This is a genomic window from Rhodococcus sp. 05-2254-6 (genome assembly GCF_002258565.1).
Classification (GTDB): Bacteria; Actinomycetota; Actinomycetes; order Mycobacteriales; family Mycobacteriaceae; genus Rhodococcoides.
The window spans coordinates 1-18,320 of sequence record NZ_NOZF01000039.1 but is presented as its reverse complement, the minus strand read 5'-3'; the positions used below and the strand labels follow the sequence as shown (position 1 = coordinate 18,320).

The 18,320-nt window shown below is 65.3% G+C and carries 21 protein-coding genes and 1 pseudogene; 12 read left to right on the top strand and 10 right to left on the bottom strand.

From position 1 onward, the window contains the following. Positions 1 to 137: 137 nt before the first annotated feature. Positions 138 to 989: an ABC transporter substrate-binding protein gene (locus CH256_RS04700; RefSeq protein ID WP_256989366.1), complete on the bottom strand. Its 852-nt coding sequence runs from the start codon at positions 987 to 989 to the stop codon at positions 138 to 140. Between the two features lie 16 nt (positions 990 to 1,005). Further along, positions 1,006 to 1,551: a type 1 glutamine amidotransferase domain-containing protein gene (locus CH256_RS04695; protein ID WP_176460410.1), complete on the bottom strand. Its 546-nt coding sequence runs from the start codon at positions 1,549 to 1,551 to the stop codon at positions 1,006 to 1,008. Between the two features lie 62 nt (positions 1,552 to 1,613). On the opposite strand from CH256_RS04695, the gene CH256_RS27945 reads away from it, so the two are divergent. Beyond that, entirely contained in the window at positions 1,614 to 1,790 is a 177-nt protein-coding gene (locus CH256_RS27945) for a hypothetical protein (protein WP_156516042.1), read from the top strand. Here CH256_RS27945 and CH256_RS04690 read toward each other — a convergent pair. Beyond that, complete coding sequence (locus CH256_RS04690) at positions 1,787 to 2,527, bottom strand: TetR/AcrR family transcriptional regulator (protein WP_068046163.1); 741 nt, start codon at positions 2,525 to 2,527, stop codon at positions 1,787 to 1,789. The two genes, CH256_RS27945 and CH256_RS04690, sit on opposite strands and share 4 nt — an antisense overlap. A gap of 73 nt (positions 2,528 to 2,600) precedes the next feature. Between CH256_RS04690 and CH256_RS04685 the strand changes: the two genes are divergently transcribed. The 5 genes from CH256_RS04685 to CH256_RS04665 all read left to right on the top strand — a co-directional run bounded on the left by CH256_RS04685 (position 2,601) and on the right by CH256_RS04665 (position 6,667). Further along, positions 2,601 to 3,875 carry a DUF445 domain-containing protein gene (locus CH256_RS04685; RefSeq protein WP_068046160.1) on the top strand — a complete coding sequence of 425 codons (1,275 nt, stop codon included), beginning with the start codon at positions 2,601 to 2,603 and terminating at the stop codon, positions 3,873 to 3,875. 73 nt (positions 3,876 to 3,948) lie between these two features. Then, on the top strand, positions 3,949 to 4,416 hold the full coding sequence (locus CH256_RS04680) for a helix-turn-helix domain-containing protein (protein WP_052047273.1): 468 nt from the start codon (positions 3,949 to 3,951) through the stop codon (positions 4,414 to 4,416). Beyond that, positions 4,409 to 5,197 (top strand): heparin-binding hemagglutinin, encoded by a 789-nt coding sequence (locus tag CH256_RS04675; protein WP_094668994.1) that lies wholly within the window; start codon positions 4,409 to 4,411, stop codon positions 5,195 to 5,197. Before CH256_RS04680 ends, CH256_RS04675 begins: the two co-directional genes overlap by 8 nt. 67 nt (positions 5,198 to 5,264) lie before the next feature. After that, positions 5,265 to 5,558 carry a DUF2516 family protein gene (locus CH256_RS04670; protein WP_068046153.1) on the top strand — a complete coding sequence of 98 codons (294 nt, stop codon included), beginning with the start codon at positions 5,265 to 5,267 and terminating at the stop codon, positions 5,556 to 5,558. Positions 5,559 to 5,635: 77 nt separating this feature from the next. Then, a complete protein-coding gene (locus CH256_RS04665) occupies positions 5,636 to 6,667 on the top strand; it encodes an alpha/beta fold hydrolase (RefSeq protein ID WP_068046150.1) in 1,032 nt (343 codons plus the stop codon). Between the two features lie 3 nt (positions 6,668 to 6,670). Here CH256_RS04665 and purU read toward each other — a convergent pair whose 3' ends face one another. Both purU and CH256_RS04655 read right to left on the bottom strand, forming a co-directional pair. Next, on the bottom strand, positions 6,671 to 7,555 hold the full coding sequence (gene purU, locus CH256_RS04660) for a formyltetrahydrofolate deformylase (protein WP_094641049.1): 885 nt from the start codon (positions 7,553 to 7,555) through the stop codon (positions 6,671 to 6,673). 13 nt (positions 7,556 to 7,568) lie between these two features. Then, positions 7,569 to 8,411, bottom strand: coding sequence for a class I SAM-dependent methyltransferase (locus CH256_RS04655; protein ID WP_094641050.1), 843 nt, complete (start codon positions 8,409 to 8,411; stop codon positions 7,569 to 7,571). A 59-nt stretch (positions 8,412 to 8,470) separates the two neighbouring features. On the opposite strand from CH256_RS04655, the gene deoC reads away from it, so the two are divergent. After that, the gene (gene deoC, locus CH256_RS04650) at positions 8,471 to 9,124 is read left to right on the top strand and encodes a deoxyribose-phosphate aldolase (protein ID WP_068046140.1); all 654 of its coding nucleotides are present in this window, start codon (positions 8,471 to 8,473) and stop codon (positions 9,122 to 9,124) included. Positions 9,125 to 9,218: 94 nt separating this feature from the next. Here the strand turns inward: deoC and CH256_RS04645 are convergent, their stop codons facing one another. Further along, positions 9,219 to 9,965, bottom strand: coding sequence for an LmeA family phospholipid-binding protein (locus CH256_RS04645; protein ID WP_179271999.1), 747 nt, complete (start codon positions 9,963 to 9,965; stop codon positions 9,219 to 9,221). A 110-nt stretch (positions 9,966 to 10,075) separates the two neighbouring features. Here CH256_RS04645 and CH256_RS04640 point away from each other — a divergent pair, with 110 nt between their 5' ends. After that, positions 10,076 to 10,663, top strand: coding sequence for a type IV toxin-antitoxin system AbiEi family antitoxin domain-containing protein (locus tag CH256_RS04640; RefSeq protein WP_094668992.1), 588 nt, complete (start codon positions 10,076 to 10,078; stop codon positions 10,661 to 10,663). A gap of 52 nt (positions 10,664 to 10,715) precedes the next feature. Here CH256_RS04640 and CH256_RS04635 read toward each other — a convergent pair whose 3' ends face one another. The 3 genes from CH256_RS04635 to CH256_RS04625 form a co-directional block, all read right to left on the bottom strand. Then, positions 10,716 to 11,414 (bottom strand): class I SAM-dependent methyltransferase, encoded by a 699-nt coding sequence (locus CH256_RS04635; protein WP_256989365.1) that lies wholly within the window; start codon positions 11,412 to 11,414, stop codon positions 10,716 to 10,718. 113 nt (positions 11,415 to 11,527) lie between these two features. Beyond that, positions 11,528 to 12,031, bottom strand: coding sequence for a DUF2505 domain-containing protein (locus CH256_RS04630; RefSeq protein WP_032380350.1), 504 nt, complete (start codon positions 12,029 to 12,031; stop codon positions 11,528 to 11,530). Positions 12,032 to 12,042: 11 nt separating this feature from the next. Continuing rightward, complete coding sequence (locus CH256_RS04625; RefSeq protein WP_068046123.1) at positions 12,043 to 12,552, bottom strand: DUF2505 domain-containing protein; 510 nt, start codon at positions 12,550 to 12,552, stop codon at positions 12,043 to 12,045. Positions 12,553 to 12,609: 57 nt separating this feature from the next. Between CH256_RS04625 and CH256_RS04620 the strand changes: the two genes are divergently transcribed. The 3 genes from CH256_RS04620 to CH256_RS04610 all read left to right on the top strand — a co-directional run bounded on the left by CH256_RS04620 (position 12,610) and on the right by CH256_RS04610 (position 16,521). Next, entirely contained in the window at positions 12,610 to 13,626 is a 1,017-nt protein-coding gene (locus CH256_RS04620) for a UDP-N-acetylmuramate dehydrogenase (protein ID WP_068046121.1), read from the top strand. Between the two features lie 62 nt (positions 13,627 to 13,688). Next, positions 13,689 to 15,239 carry an MBL fold metallo-hydrolase gene (locus tag CH256_RS04615; protein WP_094641054.1) on the top strand — a complete coding sequence of 517 codons (1,551 nt, stop codon included), beginning with the start codon at positions 13,689 to 13,691 and terminating at the stop codon, positions 15,237 to 15,239. 85 nt (positions 15,240 to 15,324) lie between these two features. Continuing rightward, on the top strand, positions 15,325 to 16,521 hold the full coding sequence (locus CH256_RS04610; protein WP_179271998.1) for a L,D-transpeptidase: 1,197 nt from the start codon (positions 15,325 to 15,327) through the stop codon (positions 16,519 to 16,521). A gap of 60 nt (positions 16,522 to 16,581) precedes the next feature. On the opposite strand, the gene CH256_RS04605 is transcribed toward CH256_RS04610, so the two are convergent. Further along, positions 16,582 to 17,337, bottom strand: coding sequence for an SDR family NAD(P)-dependent oxidoreductase (locus CH256_RS04605; RefSeq protein WP_068046115.1), 756 nt, complete (start codon positions 17,335 to 17,337; stop codon positions 16,582 to 16,584). Positions 17,338 to 17,670: 333 nt separating this feature from the next. On the opposite strand from CH256_RS04605, the pseudogene CH256_RS04600 reads away from it, so the two are divergent. Beyond that, a pseudogene (locus CH256_RS04600) lies at positions 17,671 to 18,320 on the top strand (ROK family protein); the annotation flags it as partial.

Below are 18,320 nucleotides of genomic sequence, written 5' to 3'. Positions count from 1 at the left end.
ACGACACCAGGGCATTGTTCGACAACACCATCGCGGCCAACCCCGAATTCGCCGACAAGACCGTTGCCGTCGGCACTCTCTACAGCGGACAGGTCGGTGCCTACGTCCGCGGCGACACCCGCGTCGACTTCCTCGAATCACTCGGCCTGACCAACACTCCGGCCGTCCAGGACCGCGCCGAACCCGGAGCGTTCAGCATCGAACTGTCCGAGGAGAACATCTCCGCACTCGACGCCGACCTCACCGTCATGTTCCCCATCGGCACCGGACCCGAGGTGATCACCGACAACCCGTCGATCCAGGGCCTTCCGTCGGCACGGGACGGACGCCTCGTGGTCCTCGGTGACACCGACCTGTCCGCTGTAGAGAGTGCCGACGGCAACGGTCTTGTCGGCGAATTCGGGGTTGGCCGCGATGGTGTTGTCGAACAATGCCCTGGTGTCGTCGACGAGCTGCTTGCCCTGGTCGACCTTGCCCAGTGCCTGCGCGACGATCTCGGTCTGCCCGTCCCAGGTGGTGCCGTAGGCGACGTCGGTTCCCGGAGGTGCCGCGACGGTCGGTGCGATGTCGGACAGGTCGTCGTAGACGGCCTTGTCGTTGGTGCTGCGCGTCCACAGAATCAGGTCCGGTTCCAAAGCCGCCACCGATTCCATGTTCACGTCGAAGGTGCCGACGATCGTGGGGTCGGTGTCGTAGGACTCGTCGACCCATGGACCGAGGCCGTTGCCGCCGACGCCGAGCCAGTCACTGGCTCCGACGGGTTGTACACCGAGGGCGAGCGCAGTTTCGGCATCGGACCAACCGAGTGCGACCACTCGCTGCGGGTTCGCAGGGACTTCGACGTCGCCGAACATGTCGGTGACGACGACACCGCCGGCCTGGGAGGAATCGGCGCTGTCGCCGTCGCCGGCGTCGGAGCTGCATGCGGAAAGGGTGAGAGCGAGGGCCAGGACTGCCGCAGGCAGGGCCAAAGAACGAGAGATGCGCATAGGGCACGCTAACCTATCAAGCGCTGAAATGCTCCACGATCTTCGCGCAGAAGGCAGGCAGGTCGTCCGGGTTTCGGCTCGAGATCAGATTGCCGTCGACGACCACTTCCTCGTCGACGACCGTGCCACCGGCGTTGCGAATGTCGGTTCGGATGCTCGGGTAGGACGTCAATGTCCGGCCCTTCAGAACGTCGGCTTCGACGAGTGTCCAGGCCCCGTGGCAAATGACGCCGACGGGCTTGCGGGCTTGTACGAACGAGCGGACGAACTCCACGGCATCCGCGTCGACGCGAAGTTGATCGGGGTTGGTGGTTCCGCCGGGCAGGATCAGCGCGTCGAAGTCGTCGGCCGAGACGTCGGCGACGACGCTGTCGACGGTGAAGGTGTCTGCAGCATTGACGTCACCCTCCATGGCTTGGATGTCGCCGTGGTCGAGCGAGACCAATGTGACTGAGGCCCCGGCATTTTCGACTGCTTCGCGGGGCTGCACCAGCTCGACTTGCTCGACGCCGTCGGTGGCGAGAATCGCGATGCGGCGTCCGGTCAATGTTTCGGTAGTCATACCCTCTCGGATGTCCGACCGGGCCTGATCTCAAACTGACGAGCGATGGTACGAATGGAGACATGAGCGACTCACCCATCGAAACCCCGACCGAGGATCGCGTCGAACAGAATCTCCCGATCGCGGACGAGCCGGACGAGCCGAACGCAGATGATCTGCCCATCGAGGCCGACGCCCGTGACGTGCTGGATCAACGAGCAGAAGTGCCCGTGGACGACGACGGGTACGACGAGCGCTAAGGCGTGTTCGGCTCCTCGTCGACCAACGGATGTGGCTGTGACTTGAATTTTGCGGGGGAGCCGTCGGCCATCGCGACCCCGTGGATTCCGCCCCACATCATCATGCAGAGGTAGTCGATCAAATCGTCTGCGGACATCGACTTGTTGGAGATCCACCAGTGCGTGGCCAACTGGACCGCGCCGACGATGGCGAAGGCCCACGGCACCGAACCACCGGAATCCATTTCGCGTTGCCGTAGGCGTTCACCGAGCACCGTGGAGAGCAACTCGGCGATCATCCGCTCGGACTCGGCGACGACATCGCGGTTGTTGCCGGCGTTGTTCGCCATGACGTAGAGGTAGACCTCGGGATCGGTGGCCACCGTCTCGACATAGGCGGTCACGACGATGCGGGTGAGCTCGTACTCGTCGAGTTCGTGGGCGATCGCCGAGTAGATGCGCGGAGCAAGCGTGGTCTCGACGTACCGAGACATGGTGGCGCTCGTCAGATCGTTCTTGTCGGTGAAATAGCGGTAGAGCACCGTCTTGGAGATACCGATCTCCGACGCGATCTCGTCCATCCCGATCTCGCGGCCGCGCAACCGGATCGCGGCCAACGTGCCGTCGACGAGCTCTTCGCGGCGGGCGATCTTGTGCTCACGCCACCGACGTTTTCGGCCGTCCGGCTTCTCGACCTTCGGCTTGTCCTCGCTCGGCTCGGACTCGTCCAGCTTTGCCTCCGTCGTATTTCTCGCCACAACCCCACCCTATGCGCCTTGTCCGACACCATTGCAGGCTGCGTCCGGTTGGTCTGCCGAGATTCTGGGCACAATGTCGGTTGTGCAGCTCATGAACTTCGACGACGAGACCAAGCGTCGCGACCTCCGCAAGATGAAAACAGTCGCGACGGGCTTTCTCGTCTTCGCGTCGATCGTCTACCTCTTCTGCCGGTGGCAGGAGTCGACGGGTGCCGGTGCATGGGTCGGCTACGTCCGCGCTGCGTCGGAAGCGGGCATGGTCGGCGCACTCGCGGACTGGTTCGCGGTGACGGCACTGTTCAAGCACCCGCTCGGTATTCCGATCCCGCACACGGCTCTGATCAAGAAGAAGAAGGACCAGCTGGGCGCGAGCCTGAGCTCGTTCGTCGGTAGCAATTTCCTCGCTCCCGAGGTGGTGTCCGAGAAGGTCGCGTCGGCGCAGGTTCCGTTGCGGCTGGGTACCTGGCTCGCTCAGCCCGACAACGCCGAACGCGTCGCGGCCGAGGCGGCGACCGTGTTGCACGGCGTCGTCGACGTGCTCAACGACGAGGACATCACCGCCGTCATCGACAGCACCATCGTGCGGCGTCTCGCCGATCCGCAGTGGGGCCCGCCCATCGGCCGGATCCTCGACGAGTTGCTCCGCGAGAACCGTCAGCTGCCGTTGATCGACATGCTCGCCGAACGCGCTCACCAATGGGCGCTTGGCAGCCAGGAGATGATCGATCGCGTCGTGGCGCGGGACTCGCCGAACTGGTCGCCGAAGTTCGTCGACACGTTGCTGGGGGAGAAGGTCTACAAGGAACTCGTCGAGTTCACCTGGAAGATCAGGTCCAACCCCGAGCACGACGTGCGTCTGGCCGCCAACAAATTCTTGGTCGACTACGCCAACGATCTGCAGCACGACCCGACGACCATCGAGAAGGCGGAGAAGCTCAAGGCGCAGATCATGGGCCGCGAGGAGATCACCGGGCTCGCGGCAGCGACCTGGAAGGTGGCCAAGCGGCTGATCACCGAGTCGGTCGACGATCCGACGAGCACGCTGCGCACCAAGATCAAGGAGAACACCGTCAACCTCGGCGTGCGGCTCCGCGACGACGAGGAGCTGCGCGGCAAGGTCGACGGTTGGCTGCTCGGCGGAGCGAGCTACATCGCCGCGAACTATGCCGACGAGATCACCACGATCATCGGTGACACCGTCGCTCGGTGGGACGCCGAGGAAGCGAGCAAGAAGATCGAACTGCAGGTCGGACGCGATCTGCAGTTCATTCGAATCAACGGAACCGTCGTCGGATCCATCGCCGGACTGGCGATCTACACGGTCTCGGATCTCATCTTCGGACACTAGTGCTAGCAGAGTGCTTGCAATAGTTAGCACCCTTCGGTACCGTCCAGTAGGACACCGAAAACAGGAGGCCGAGATGGCCGATGACGAGGGGGATCTGGTCGCCAAGGCGACCGAGGCGACGCAGGTGGTCGCCGAGGCGGGGGATCTTGTCGCCGCAGTCGTGACGACTGCAGCTCAGGACATCGGAAGCTACATCCGGTCGCAACGGGAAGCCGCGCAGGTATCGATGCGGCAACTCGCCAGCCGAGCCGGAGTGAGCAACCCCTACCTGAGCCAGATCGAACGCGGACTGCGCAACCCGTCCGCAGAAGTGCTAGCGCAGATAGCCAAGGGTCTGCGCGTCTCCTCGGAGGTGCTGTACGTCCGGGCCGGGATCTTGGAAGCGCGTCCCCACGGTCCGGTGCGCGAAGCTCTGCTCGGCGATGAGCACATCACCGAACGGCAGAAGCAAGTGCTGATCGAGATCTACGACTCGTTCTGTCGTGAGAACGAGTCGACGCAGGAGCCCGAACCCGACGAACAGGAGACACCCGATGTCTGATTCCAAGAACTTCGAGAACGTCAAGACCCCCATCTTCGCAGCCGTCGGCGCGGGCGACGCCGTCGTCCAGGCAGTAGCGGACGTCGTCGCTCAGGTGCGTTCACGCGCCGAGAGCCGCACCAGCGAGGTCAACGCCCGCATCGCCGACCTCTCCGAGGACGTCACCGAAGGCGTCGAGAGCCTGCGCGAGCGGCTGGCCAACCTGCCTGCAGAGCTTCCCGACGAGATTGCCGAACTGCGCGAGCGCTTCACCCCCGAAGAGCTCCGCAAGGTTGCCGAGGCATACCTCAAGGTGGCCTCCGACCTCTACACCTCGCTCGCCGAGCGCGGCGAAGAGACCGTCGAGCGCATCCGCCGCACCCCGGCCGTCGAAGAGAGCCTCGAGCGCGCCAACACCGCAGCCAACGACGTCGTCGACCTCACCGAGCAGGCCCTCGGAACCGTTGCCTCGCAGACCCGCGCGGTCGGCGAGCGCGCCGCTGCCCTGGCCGGCCTCGCGTCGGACAAGGTTCGTGAAGGTGCCGAGGAGATCTCCGAGGCCGCCGACGAGCTCGCCGAGAACATCGACGAAGCAGGCGACGAGGCCAAGGACAAGGCCGTCGAGGCTTCGGACAAGGTGAGCGGCGTGGCAGGCAAGGTCGAGGCCAAGACCCGCAGCAGCGCGAACTCGCCGATCAAGAAGACCCCGGCTCCGGCCAAGAAGACGGCTCCGGCACCGGCTGCCAAGAAGACCGCACCGGCTCCGGCCAAGAAGGCTCCGGCGAAGAAGACCACTCGCTAAAGCATTCGTAAAGAAAACGACCCCTGCGCCGCGCGGCGCAGGGGTCGTTTCTCGTACACTGGCGCACGTGAGCATCGCCGGCAGCTTCAGCTACTACATCCTGACCTTTCTCCAGATCCTCGGAGTGGTAGGCGCAGGATTCGCGATCTTCCACGCACTGCGCCAGCGCCCCGACGCCTTCCCGGCAGTGGACAAGCTGACGAAGACCAAATGGCTGGCCATTCTGTTCATCGGTCTACTGCTCATTCTCGTCTCGGGGGTGATCGGCTTCCTGGGCATCATCGGCGTCGTCGCCGTGTGCGTGTACCTCGTCGACGTCCGTCCCAAGGTCGACAGCATCCAGCGCGGACCCCGCTGGTAGGTAAGTCGCATCGACGCCCACTTCTGTGTGGGCGTACCCTCTACCGCACCCGCTCGGGGGGACACAGGTGGAGGGGAATGTCAGTGGTTTCACGCAAGGTAATCGAACGCGCGCTGCTCGGAATAGGCAGCGCGGCCGCGGCGGCCTCTGTCGGAGCATTCGTCGTTCGGCGGCGTCGCCTGCACTCGTTCACCAAGACGACCGACGTGCAGCCCGACGAGTTGCTCGAGCGTCCCACGTTCGAGCCGCACATCACCGAGGTGGTCACCGACGACGGTGCGCACCTGCACGTCCGTAGCTACGGGGACGCCGATGCCGAACCGATCGTCTTCAGCCACGGGTGGACCTGCTCGGCCGATTACTGGTACCCACAGATCAATGCCCTTGCCGGCCGCTACCGCGTCGTCACCTACGACCAGCGCGGTCACGGTCGAAGCGACGTCGGGACGCGACCGTTGAGCCCCGACGTGCTGGCCGACGACCTCTCCGCGATCCTTTCCGCCACGGTGGCCGAGGACAACAAGGCCGTCATGGTGGGACACAGCATGGGCGGCATGTCCATCATGGCCTGGGCCGGCAACTATCCCGAACAGGTCGACCGACTCGTCAGCGCTGTGCTCCTCGCCAGCACCGCGACCGACTCCCTGATTCGCGAAACCACCGTCATCCCGCTGCCGCAACGCTTTCCACGGGTCCCCACCCCGGTGGGCAAAGCCGTGCTCAGCTCGGCACTTCCGCTGCGGCCGTCACCGGTGGTGCGCCAAGCCATCAAGTACATCTCGATGGCACCAGGAGCGACACCCGCCGAGGTGGCGTTCTGCGAGAAGATCGTCCTCGAATGCGCCCCGCGCACCCGCGGTATCTGGGGTGCAGCGCTCACCGACCTCGACATCCGCGAGGCCCTGGCGAACATGTCCGTCCCCACCAGCGTGCTCGTCGGATCTGCCGATCGCTTGACCCCACCGGTGCACGCCCGCAAACTCGCCCGCGCCCTGGACGATCACGATCACCTGAGCAGACTGATCGTGATTCCCGGCATCGGACACATGAGCTCCGTCGAGGCAATCGACGAATTCAACACCGAAGTGGTTCGGCTCCGGAATCTCTAGATTTCAGCTGAACACCACGGTCTTGCGGCCGTGCACCAGGACACGATCCTCCAGGTGCCACCGCAGACCGCGGGAGAGCACCAGCTTCTCGATGTCGCGGCCCTGACGCACCATGTCGACTACCTCGTCGGAATGATCGACGCGGATGACGTCCTGCTCGATGATCGGACCCGCGTCGAGCTCGGCCGTCACGTAGTGGCACGTCGCACCGATCAGTTTCACGCCCCGCGCGAATGCCTGGTGGTACGGACGAGCGCCGACGAACGACGGCAGGAAGCTGTGATGGATGTTGATGGCCCGGCCTGCCCAGTGCGCGCACAGCGACTCGGGGAGAACCTGCATGAACCGTGCCAGCACCACCGCGTGCGGGTCGTAGGAATCGACCAGCGACCGCACCTCTTCGAAGGCGGGACCGCGCTCGGCCGGATCCTTCGCGAACTCGACGTGATGGAACGGTGTGCCGTGTGCGGCGGCGATCGGCTCGAGTGACTTGTGGTTGCCGATCACCGCGGAGATCTGAGCGGGCAGTTCGCCGCCCGCGGCGCGGCCGAGGAGGTCGTGCAAGCAGTGCGCTTCCTTGCTGACGAGCAGGACCACGCGCTTGGGCTCACCCGAATCATGAAGTGTCCATTCGGTTTCCGGGCCGAGTTCGGCGGCCACCGCGGCGAAACGTGTGCGCAGCTCCTCGATGCTCATGTCCACGGACGACGCGCGTACGGCCTGCCGGGTGAAGAACCACCCGGTGTCGGGATCGGCGTGATAGGCGGCCTCGACGATCCATCCACCGACCTCGGCGAGGAAGGTCGAGATACGGGCGACGATGCCCGTCTTGTCGGGGCAACCGAGCGACAGAACGTAACGGCGATCCTCGGATACTGAAGAACTCATGACGCCGATTGTCTCAGGGCGTCCGCACCCCGGTTGCCACCAGTGTCCCGAGATCGATCGAATCGATTCCACGCTCGGTCAGCAGCGCGGAGAACTCGACACGGATCTGCGTCCGGGTCGCCTCGTCGAACGGTGTCAGTGCGCCCTGCATCGCGCTGCCCAGCACGAGATCCCACACGAACGACTCCGTCGCGGGAACGTGATTGGACAGCTCCACGACCTCGACATCGGTGGTGCCTGCCGCGGTGAGCCATGCGGACAGAAGGTCTACCGTCTCCATCCGCCGGATCGGGTGCTTGTCGTAACCGTCCTGCGCGAGTGGCCCGTCGTGCTCGCTCGGCGGTGAATGCGCGCCGATCACCTCGAAGTACGTGCCCGCGAACGCCTCGATCGCACCCTTGCGCCACACCGTCACCCCGACGCGACCGCCCGGACGAACCAGAGACACCAGACGAGCGAAATCCCCCTCGGGATCGGGCAGAAAGAAGATGCCGTACGAACAGGCCAACGCGTCGTAGCCGGCATCGGGAACCGTCGACGGCGGCTCCCACTCGGTGGCGTCGGCGAGGACGAAGTCGATGTTGCGCAGCGCACGGGCGGTGGCTTTCACCCGGCCCACCTCCAACAGGTCGTCGGCCAGATCGATGGCATGCACGAGACCGTCGGGGCCCACAGCCGCCGCCGCTGGAATCGCCGACGCCCCGGTGCCGGAACAGACGTCGAGAACCGCGTCCCCGGTGGCCAATTCGAGCGCGAAGGCGAGCGACTGCCCGGCCGGGCCCCACACCTGCGGCGTCAGGCCGTCGAACTCCCTGCTGGTGGCGTTGAAGGTGGCGGCGAGCGAGGCTGCGGTCATGACCGAAAATCGTAGACCGACAGGGTTACGAATGGCAGAGCTGTGAAAAGCTGGACCGCATGACACTCACCCGCGCCGCCCTCGCCGGAATGGTCGACCACACGCTGCTCAAGCCCGAAGCCACGCAGGCCGACGTGGCCGCCCTCATCGAGGAAGGTCGCGAACTCGGAGTGCTCGCGGTGTGCGTATCGCCCTCGATGCTGCCGATTCGCGCCGAGGGAATGCTCACCGCCGTCGTCGCGGGTTTCCCGTCGGGCAAGCACCATTCGTTGATCAAGGGATCCGAGGCCAGGCTCGCGGTGCAGCAAGGTGCCGACGAGGTCGACATGGTGATCGACGTCGGCGCGGCCATCGCGGGCGACTACAACGCTGTGCTGGCCGACATCGTCACCGTCCGAGAGGGGATCGCCGGAAGCGCTGTCCTGAAGGTGATCATCGAATCGGCAGCACTGTCCGACGAGGCGATCGTCGAGGTGTGCCGCGCGGCCGAGAAGGCCGGTGCCGACTTCGTCAAGACGTCCACCGGATTCCACCCGGCCGGCGGCGCGAGCGTCGAGGCCGTGCGATTGATGGCAGAGACCGTCGGCGGGCGACTGGGTGTCAAGGCCAGCGGCGGCATCCGCACCACGGACGCCGCCCTGGCCATGATCGACGCGGGCGCAACACGATTGGGCCTGTCGGGTACACGCGCGGTACTGGACGGTCTGGACTAGAGCGACTGCGTCGCATGTGCACGCTGCGCCTTCGGGTTGTTCCGCAGGCTCCACTCCTGCCTCGTAGCAGGCTACGAGGTTCCGCGCACGTGGGTTAAGCGACGAGCGAGCAACCCTCGGGAGTCGGCTGGCTCTGATCCTGCTGGGTCACCGGAATCGTGTACTGCCCGCCTTCGAGGGTGAGCTCGATGCCGGAGTCGGTGACGGTCAGCGACGTCGGAGCCATGTCCAACGGGTACGCCTGCAGGCTGTCGGTCAGCACACCGACGACCGAGTCGACCAGATCGGTGGGAATGCCGAGGCCCAGGATCGACGCGTCGACGGTCTGGACGTCGACCCTGCCGTCCACGACCTCCGGCTTGACGGTCAGATTCGCCAGAGCGCCGACGGCGAAGTCGAGGGTGCCCGCCGATGCGTCCGAGGTGACGCCGGAGACGATCGCGCCGATGCCCTGGCTCTGCAGGGTGCGGGTGATGCCGTCGGTGGACCACGAGATGTCGGCACTCGAGCTGCCGATGGTGCCGCCGGAGTCTGCGGTCTGCGTCAGGTTCAGGTCACGTGCCTCGGCCTGGACGACCATGCCCTCGGCGGGTCCGAAGCGTGCGTCGTTGCTGTCGACGGTCACCGAGGAGACCTTCTTGTCGACCAGTGAGAGCAGGACCGGCTTCAAGCCGAGACCGACCTCGACCTCGCTGCCGAGCTCGGATTCGAGCTGACCGGCGAGGCAGGATTTGATCTGCTGACGCACGAACAACTCGCCACCGATGACGGCGACGAGGAGGACGACAACGACGGAGACTGCGATCAGCGGTGCTGTGCTGCGCCTGGCTGTGGATGACATTCCTGGCAGTCTTCCCGATGATTCTGAGCAAGCTCTGTGAAACTCGCCGAACCTGTGTAGCCGGTACCAAAGTTTGTGACCTGTAACACATTGTGACGTACGCTTGCGTCATGGGTACGACAGGACCGAGCGTGCACGAACTGCACTCGTTGGCCACTCGTCAGGACGGCTATTTCACCGCCGAGCAGGCCGGTGAGCTCGGCTTCGATTCTGCGATGGTGCGCGTCAATCTGGCCACGAACACGTGGACTCGCGTCGAGCGCAACCTGTTCCGACTCGGCCAGTGGCCCCACAGCGAACTCGAAGTGTTCGCCATGTGGTGCGCCTGGTTCGGCGGCGAGGCCGTGATCTCGCACCAGAGTGCGGCCGAGCTACACGGATTCGGGCACCTCCACCCGCAATTCGTGCACGTCTGCGCATTCGGCGACCTACGACTGACCGACACCAGGCTGGCGGTTCATCGTCTGAGGCTCGAGCCGCGGGACGTCGAATCGGCTGGCACGTTCAACCTCACCACCCCGGTGCGCACGGTGCTCGACCTCGCCGCAGGTGGCATCTCGCAGATCACCCTCGACGAGGTGGTGTGCGACGCCGTCGCGATCGGTCGCGTCGACCCGCACGCGCTGTACACCGAGGCCGGAAACAGCACCGATCGAGTGGCCGAACGCGTCGAACTGGCACTGTCCGCCTGTACGTAGCCGCGAAATCGGGTGCAGCTGACCGCGCTCACCGCGGTCAGCTGCACCCGATTCACGGTGCAGGTGCGACCGAGGACCACGGGACCGTGAGCACGTTGTCTCGCATTCGTCGGCGGGGGAGTGTGATCGGGAGACCTTGTTCGGCAAGCACTTTCATGGCGGCGCGCCATCGAATTCGAGGCCCGAACGGTGCCAGCGGTGCCGACACCGACCACGCTCTGTCGGCCCGTCGAAGCAGATCGTGCACGAGCTCACCCTCGATGTTGCGATGAATCAACACCTTCGGTAGCCGCTCCGCGATGTCCGACGGCATCTCGACGTCGAACGGATCCCATGCCAGGGTCAGCGAGCGCGGCCCATCGGCGTCGAGCAACACCCAGGCGCAGCGTCGACCGAGCTCGTCGCAGGTGCCGTCCATCAGCAGGCCGCCCGGCGCCAGGCCCGACAGAATGCGTTGCCAGGCAGCAGGTACCGCATCCTCGGGATACTGCCGCAGTACGTTGAACGCCCGCACCAGGTTGGGGCGCAATCCCGCCAGCTCGAAACCGCCGCGGGCGAATTCCACGCCGTCACTCCCCGGAACGACGCGTGCGGGGTCGATCTCCAGACCGGTGACTCGGAGATCGGGCCGGACGGTGCGCAGCCGCGCGGCCAGCTCGAGGGTCGTGTTCGGCATCGCCCCGTACCCGAGGTCGACGACGAGGGGATCGGGCGAGCCCTGCAGAACGCGTCGAACATCGGGACTGTGCATCAGCCACCGGTCGCTACGACGCAACCGATTGATGCCGGTGGTGCCGCGGGTGATGACGCCTTCGGGGGCAGGAGTGGAGCCTGCGGAACGACCCCTGTTCGGTTTGCTCAGGGCTAGGCGTTCTTTTCGAGCCAGTCGGCGGTTACTTCGCCTTCACCGCGCCACAGGTCGATGAGGTTGACGAGCATGAGCTGCTCGAGTTTGCCGCCGATGAACGGCAGGAAGACCTTGGCCTCGGAGGAGGTGCGCAGCGTCGAACCGCCGTTGGTGGGGAAGAGCGAGGTGGTGCCCTTCAGCGAGCCGGGTCCGGCCGGAATCGACGCGTCGTAGTGGCCCGCGGTGACTTCCTCGTAGGCGTCGAAGTGCACGTTGCGGGTGATGACCATGTCTTTCTTCATCACCGTCTGCGCGATGTCGGGCAATTCGGTGCGCGGGATGACGTGGTGCATCACGATGTCGATTCCGGCGTCGGACACCTCGAAGCTCTTCAGCTCGTTCTCCGAGTACTTACGCATCTCCTCGATGCGCGCATCCCAGTGATCGCGACTGGAGAGCGCTGCATAGACCTGCTGCGTCGAGTGGGTGAACCGGGCGGAGTAGTTCATTCGGCGAGCCATAGTGCGCCAGGCTAGCCGTTGCCCTGCGCGGCGATCCAGTTACCGGTGAAGTCCTGCTCGTTGTCGATGAGCGAGAGCACCTGCTCGCTGATCATCGCTTCGATCTTGCCGCCGAAGATGGGGACCTTGACCTCGGTGGTGCCGGCCAGTGCGATGGTCGTCGTCTCGCCGGTGGCGTCGAGCGTGGTGGTGCCGGTGATGCGGGCCGGTGCGCCTTCGACGGTCGCTCCGAAGGTGCCGGCGGCGTGGGTACCGTCGAACGGTCCCCAGCTCTCGGTGCGTTCGATGATGAGGTCGCCCTTCTTGAACGCAGTCACCGCGGCCGGCAACTCCTCTTCGGGGACGGCCTGGGTCATGACGACGTCGATGGTGCCGTCGCCGACGGTGATGCTCTTCACGCTGGCGCTGGGGCCGCCGATCTGCTCGATGCGGTCCTTCCAGTACTGCTCGGACGTCAGTGCAGCGTGGACCTTGTCGGCGGAGGCGGGCACAGTCGAGCTGTGCTCAATGGGGCGAGGCATCCCCGCAGGTTACCGGGTGGGTCCGACGCTTGTGCGCGACCGGTAGCGTGAGAGTCCGTGCCTACTGCAATTTCGGAGCTCACCACCATTCGGGTGGGCGGCCCGGCCCGTGAATTCTGCGTCGCGACGACCGGCGACGAGCTGGTCTCCCTCGTGCGCGACGCGGATCGCGCGGAGACCGATGTGCTGGTCGTCGGCGGTGGATCCAATCTGGTCGTCGGCGACGAGGGGTTCGACGGCCGGGTGATTCGGGTGACCGGTTCGCGGCTGGACATCGACGGCGAGATCGTGACGGTCGACGCCGGTGTCGAGTGGGATGCCGTCGTGCAGGCGACGATCGATGCGGGGCTGTCCGGCATGGAGGCGCTGTCGGGCATTCCAGGAACCACCGGCGCGACGCCCATCCAGAACGTGGGCGCGTACGGCGCGTCGACGTCGGAGTTGCTGCACGCTCTCACCGTCTACGACCGACAGACCCAGGAGACTTCGGTGTGGACGCCGGAGCAGTGTGGTTTCGGAACGCATCGATCGTCGGTGTTCAAGCGGTCCTCGCGGTACGTGATTCTGGACGTGAGCTTCGCGCTGAAGAAGACGACCGAGTCGCTTCCGGTGCGGTACGCGGCGTTGTCGGAGCGTCTCGACGTGCAGATCGGTGACGTCGTACCGGTGCCGGACGTACGCGCGGCCGTGCTGGCCCTGCGCGGTGAGCGGGGCATGGTGCTCGACGCGAGCGATCACGACACGTGGAGCGTCGGTTCGTTCTTCCTCAACCCGGTACTGCCCGAGGTGCCCGAGGCCGCCGCGCACGCACCCAGCTTCCCCGACCCCGCGGGAACCAAGATCCCGGCTGCCTGGCTGATCCAGAACGCGGGCTTTCCGCGCGGTTACGGCACCGAATTCGGGCGCGGCACCGCAGCGTTGTCGTCCAAGCACGTGCTGGCCGTCACCAACAGGGGTGGGGCCACCGCGTCGGACATCATGGCGCTGGCCGCGCACGTGCGAGACGGGGTGCAGGAGAAGTTCGGCGTCACGCTCACGCCCGAGTGTGACCTCGTCAACTGCGCGCTGGGTTAGGACCGGTCGAAACGGCGCATACGATGGAGCTTTGCAAGTGAAAGCTCGTAGGAGGTAAATCAGTGCAGGTCACCAGCGTGGGACATGCGGGATTCCATATTCGGACCGACGCCGGAAGCATCCTGTGCGATCCGTGGGTGAACCCGTCGTTCTACGCGTCGTGGTTCCCGTTTCCCGACAACTCGGGCCTGGACTGGGACGCTCTGGGTGATTGCGACTACCTCTACGTCTCGCACCTGCACAAGGACCACTTCGACCCGAAGAATCTGGCCGAGCACGTCAACAAGGACGCCACGGTTCTGCTGCCGGACTATCCGGTGCTCGATCTCAAGCACGAGCTCGAGAAGCTCGGGTTCCACAAGTTCTACGAGACGACGGACTCGGTCAAGCACACGATCTCCGGGCCCAAGGGCGATCTCGACATCATGATCATCGCGCTGCGTGCGCCCGCCGACGGTCCCATCGGCGACTCGGGTCTGGTCGTCTCGGACGGCAAGACCGTCGCGTTCAACATGAACGACGCGAGGCCGGTGGACCTGGACGTGATGACCGAGAACTTCGGTCCCGTGGACGTGCACATGCTGCAGTATTCGGGCGCGATCTGGTACCCGATGGTCTACGACATGGTCTCGCGCGCGAAGAAGAACTTCGGCATCCAGAAGCGTCAGCGTCAGATGGATCGGGCGCGCCAGTACATCGAACAGGTCGGCTCGACGTGGGTGATTCCGTCCGCGGGCCCGCCGTGCTTCCTCGACGACGAGCTGCGCTCGCTCAACGACGTCTACGGCGACCCGGCCAACGTGTTCCCGGACCAGATGGTGTTCCTCGAGCAGATGCGACTGCACGGGCACGACAAGGGCCTGCTGATGATGCCGGGCACTGCCGCAACCTTCGACGGTTCCGAATTGCTCTCGCACGAGCATCCGATCCCGACCGCCGAAGCCGAGGCCATCTTCACCACCGGCAAGGCCGACTACATCGAGGCCTACGCCCAGCGTCAGGCGTCGGTCATCGCTGCCGAGAAGGCAGCCTGGGCTCCGGCCGAGGGCGAGCCCCTGCTCGAACCGATGCGAGGCCTGTTCGAGCCGATCATGGCGCAGACCGATCTGATCTGCGACGGCATCGGCTACCCCGTCGGAATCACGATGGGTGACGAAACCGTCGTACTCGACTTTCCGAAACGGATTGTGCGCGAACCGATTTCGGATGAGAAGTTCCGCTACAGTTTCACCATCCCGCCGGAGCTGGTACGCACCGCCATACGTGACCAGGAGCCGGACTGGGTCAACTCGATCTTCCTGTCCACCCGCTTCCGGGCCCGACGCGTCGGCGGCTACAACGAATTTCTCTACACGTTCTTCAAGTGCCTCACCGACGAGCGCATCGCCTACGCGGACGGTTGGTTCTCCGAGGCGCACGACGACACCGCCACGATCACGATGGGCGGCTACGAGATCCAACGCCGCTGCCCACACCTGAAGGCGGACCTGACGAAGTTCGGCATCGTCGAGGGAAAGAAGCTCACCTGCAATCTGCACGGATGGGATTGGAACCTCGAGACCGGCCGCTGCCTCACCTCGAAAGGCCACGAACTGCGCACGCGCAAACTCTGAGTTCATTCCGCAGGCTCCACTCCTGCACCTGTGATCCTGCCCCCGAAAATCAGGGTAGTTCGCAGACGCAGGTACGTTGGACAACGTGCATGAGCAGGTAGAACAGACAAAACGGACGCGCACGGTGTGGTTGATCGCCGTGCTCGTCGCCTTGGTGGCACTCGTGGCAGGCTGCACCGTCGGATCGGGCGATGGCAACTCGGGTGCCGCGGCCCCGACCACCGAGGCAGCTCCCGTCGCCCAGGTCACCGAGAACCCGGTCGCAGGTGCCGTCGACGTCAGTCCCGTCGCCCCGATCTCGGTCTCGGTCGCCGACGGAACGCTCACCCAGGTGGCGTTGACCAACCCCGATGGCAAGGTCGTCCAGGGCGCGCTCTCACCCGACAAGACCTCGTACGCCGTCACCGAGCCCCTCGGCTACGGCGTGCAGTACACGTGGTCCGGCACCGCCCTCGGCAGCGACAACAAGACCGTCGACATCACCGGGGCCTTCACCACCGTCGAACCCGACAGCCGTACGTCGGTGAGTACCAACATCGGCGACGGCCAGGAAGTGGGCATCGCCGCGCCGATCATCCTGCAGTTCGACTCGGCGATCGCCGACAAGGCCGCCGTCGAGAAGGCATTGACGGTGACCACCAACCCGCCGACGCCCGGCGCGTGGGCCTGGTTCCCCGACGACAACGGCTCGCGCATCCACTGGCGTCCCACCGACTACTGGGCTCCCGGCACGACGGTCTCGGTGGACGCCAAGCTCTACGGCGTGAACTACGGCGACGGCGCGTACGGAGCCGACGACGTCACCCTGAACTTCAGCATCGGACGCAGCCAGGTGGTCATCGCCGACGCGACCAGCCACCGCATGCAGGTGGTGCGCGACGGCCAGACGATCATGGACATCCCCGTCAGCTACGGCGAGGGCAACGAGGACCGCAACGTCACCCGCAGCGGCATCCACGTCGTCACCGAGAAGCACGAGGACTTCCTGATGTCCAACCCGCCGTTCTACGAGAACGTTCGCGAACGCTGGGCGGTGCGCATCTCCAACAACGGTGAATTCATCCACGCCAATCCGCTGACCACCGGAGTACAGGGCGCGTCGAACGTCACCAACGGGTGCATCAACCTCTCCGACGCCGATGCGCAGGAGTACTTCCAGACGGCGATGTACGGCGACCCCGTCGAGGTCACCGGAACTCGCATCGACCTCTCGGCCGCGGACGGCGACCTGTACGACTGGGCCATCGACTGGCCGACGTGGGAGTCGATGGGAGCGGCGTAGCCGCAGGTGAGCGAAAACTCGTAGCAGGGGTCGAGTTTCCGCTCACGTGCGGCGAAGCCGCTACGTGCGGGAGAAGCGCCCCGGACCGGCCTGGTCACGTGGCTTGATGATGATCTGGTCCAGGTTGACGTGCGAGGGACGCGAGGCCACGAAGCCGATCACCTCGGCGATGTCGCTCGCCACCAGCGGTGTGATGCCCTGGTAGACGGCATCGGCCTTGGCCGCGTCGCCGTCGAAACGGACGAGGGAGAACTCGGTTTCCACGGCACCCGGCGCAACCTCGGTCAAGCGAACCGGCTTGCCCAGCAGCTCTCCGCGAAGCGTCCGATGCAGCACTGCCTGAGCGTGTTTGGCCGAGGTGTAGCCCGAACCGTTGTCGTAGGCCTCGAACGCCGCAACGGATGTGATGGTGACGATCAGGCCGTCACCGGAGTCGATCAGCTTGGGCAGCAACGACTTCGTCACCCGCAATGTACCGAGCACGTTGGTCTCCCACATCCAGCGCCAATCGTCGAGGTCGGCGTCTATCACCGGGGCCAAGCCCTTGGCGCCGCCGGCATTGTTGATCAGCACGTCGACGCGGGGAATGACCGCGGTGAACGCCGCGACCGAATCCTCGTCCGTCACATCGAGTTCGAGGGCAGTACCACCGATCTCCGACGCCAACTCCTCGAGCCGGTCGAGGCGGCGGGCTCCGATCACGACGTGGAATCCGTCGGCGGCGAGTTGGCGGGCGGTGGCCGCGCCGATGCCGGAGCTCGCTCCGGTGACGACGGCGATTCGGGCATCGGGGGAAATGTGTTCGGACGAGGTCATGGCCAAATTCTATGCCCGGCGTACCCCGTGCTTTCCGATGCCCGATTGGACACCGGACGCGAGGGTGCTAATTTTGGACCCATGTCCGCCAGTGAGACCACCGCGATGCGGGTCACCTATGTGACCGCGTCCCTCGGTTCTCGCTTGCCGCTTCCTCGGGAACTGTGTTGTCCCGGCCAAGGAATCTGTCTCTAGCCTTTCCGCTACGGGCAGTCGATTCGCGTGCCGTGGTCCCTTCGTGGCCGCCGCATTCACCCTTGACCTGCATCACTTCGCTCTTCCGTCGTTGGTCCATTCACGGCGGAGGTCTGCCACTGCCGAGGATCACAACGAATGTCCGTATCAACGCTGCACCACCACACCGGCCCCACCTCCCTGCGGTCTCTGCCGAGGCCTCGATCGCGCGTTCAACTCGTCGCACCCGATCTGCGGATCGCCGACAGTCCCGCCGCGTCGGTGCTTCGAGTCGCCTGCGTCGAAGGCCCCATCTCGCGCGAACGTGCCGCTCGCGCAACCGGTTCGAGTATCGCCACGGTCAACCGTCAGGTGTCGGCCTTGCTCGCCGTCGGACTGCTCCGTGAGCGCGCAGACCTGACGGCACCCGGCGCGATCGGACGCCCACGGGTGCCGTTCGAGGTCAACCACGAACCGTTCTCGACCATCGGCATCCACATCGGAGCCGTGGTCACCGGCATCACCGTCAGCGATCTGCGCGGACGCATCCTCGGTGCCGTCGAAATACCCACGCCCGCCGGCTCTTCCGAGACAGCTCTTGCCTCCGTCACCCGTAGCGCACATGCCTTTGCCGGACGCTGGCATCGCCGCACCCCGCTGTGGGTCGGGGTGGCGATCGGTGGACGCGTCGATACCGCGAGCGGCACCGTCGACCACCCGCGGTTGGGATGGGAGAACGGCCGAGTCGCCGGCATCATCGGCGGTGGCCTGGGGCTGCCGATCTCGGTCTCCGGCCATGTCGAGGCCAT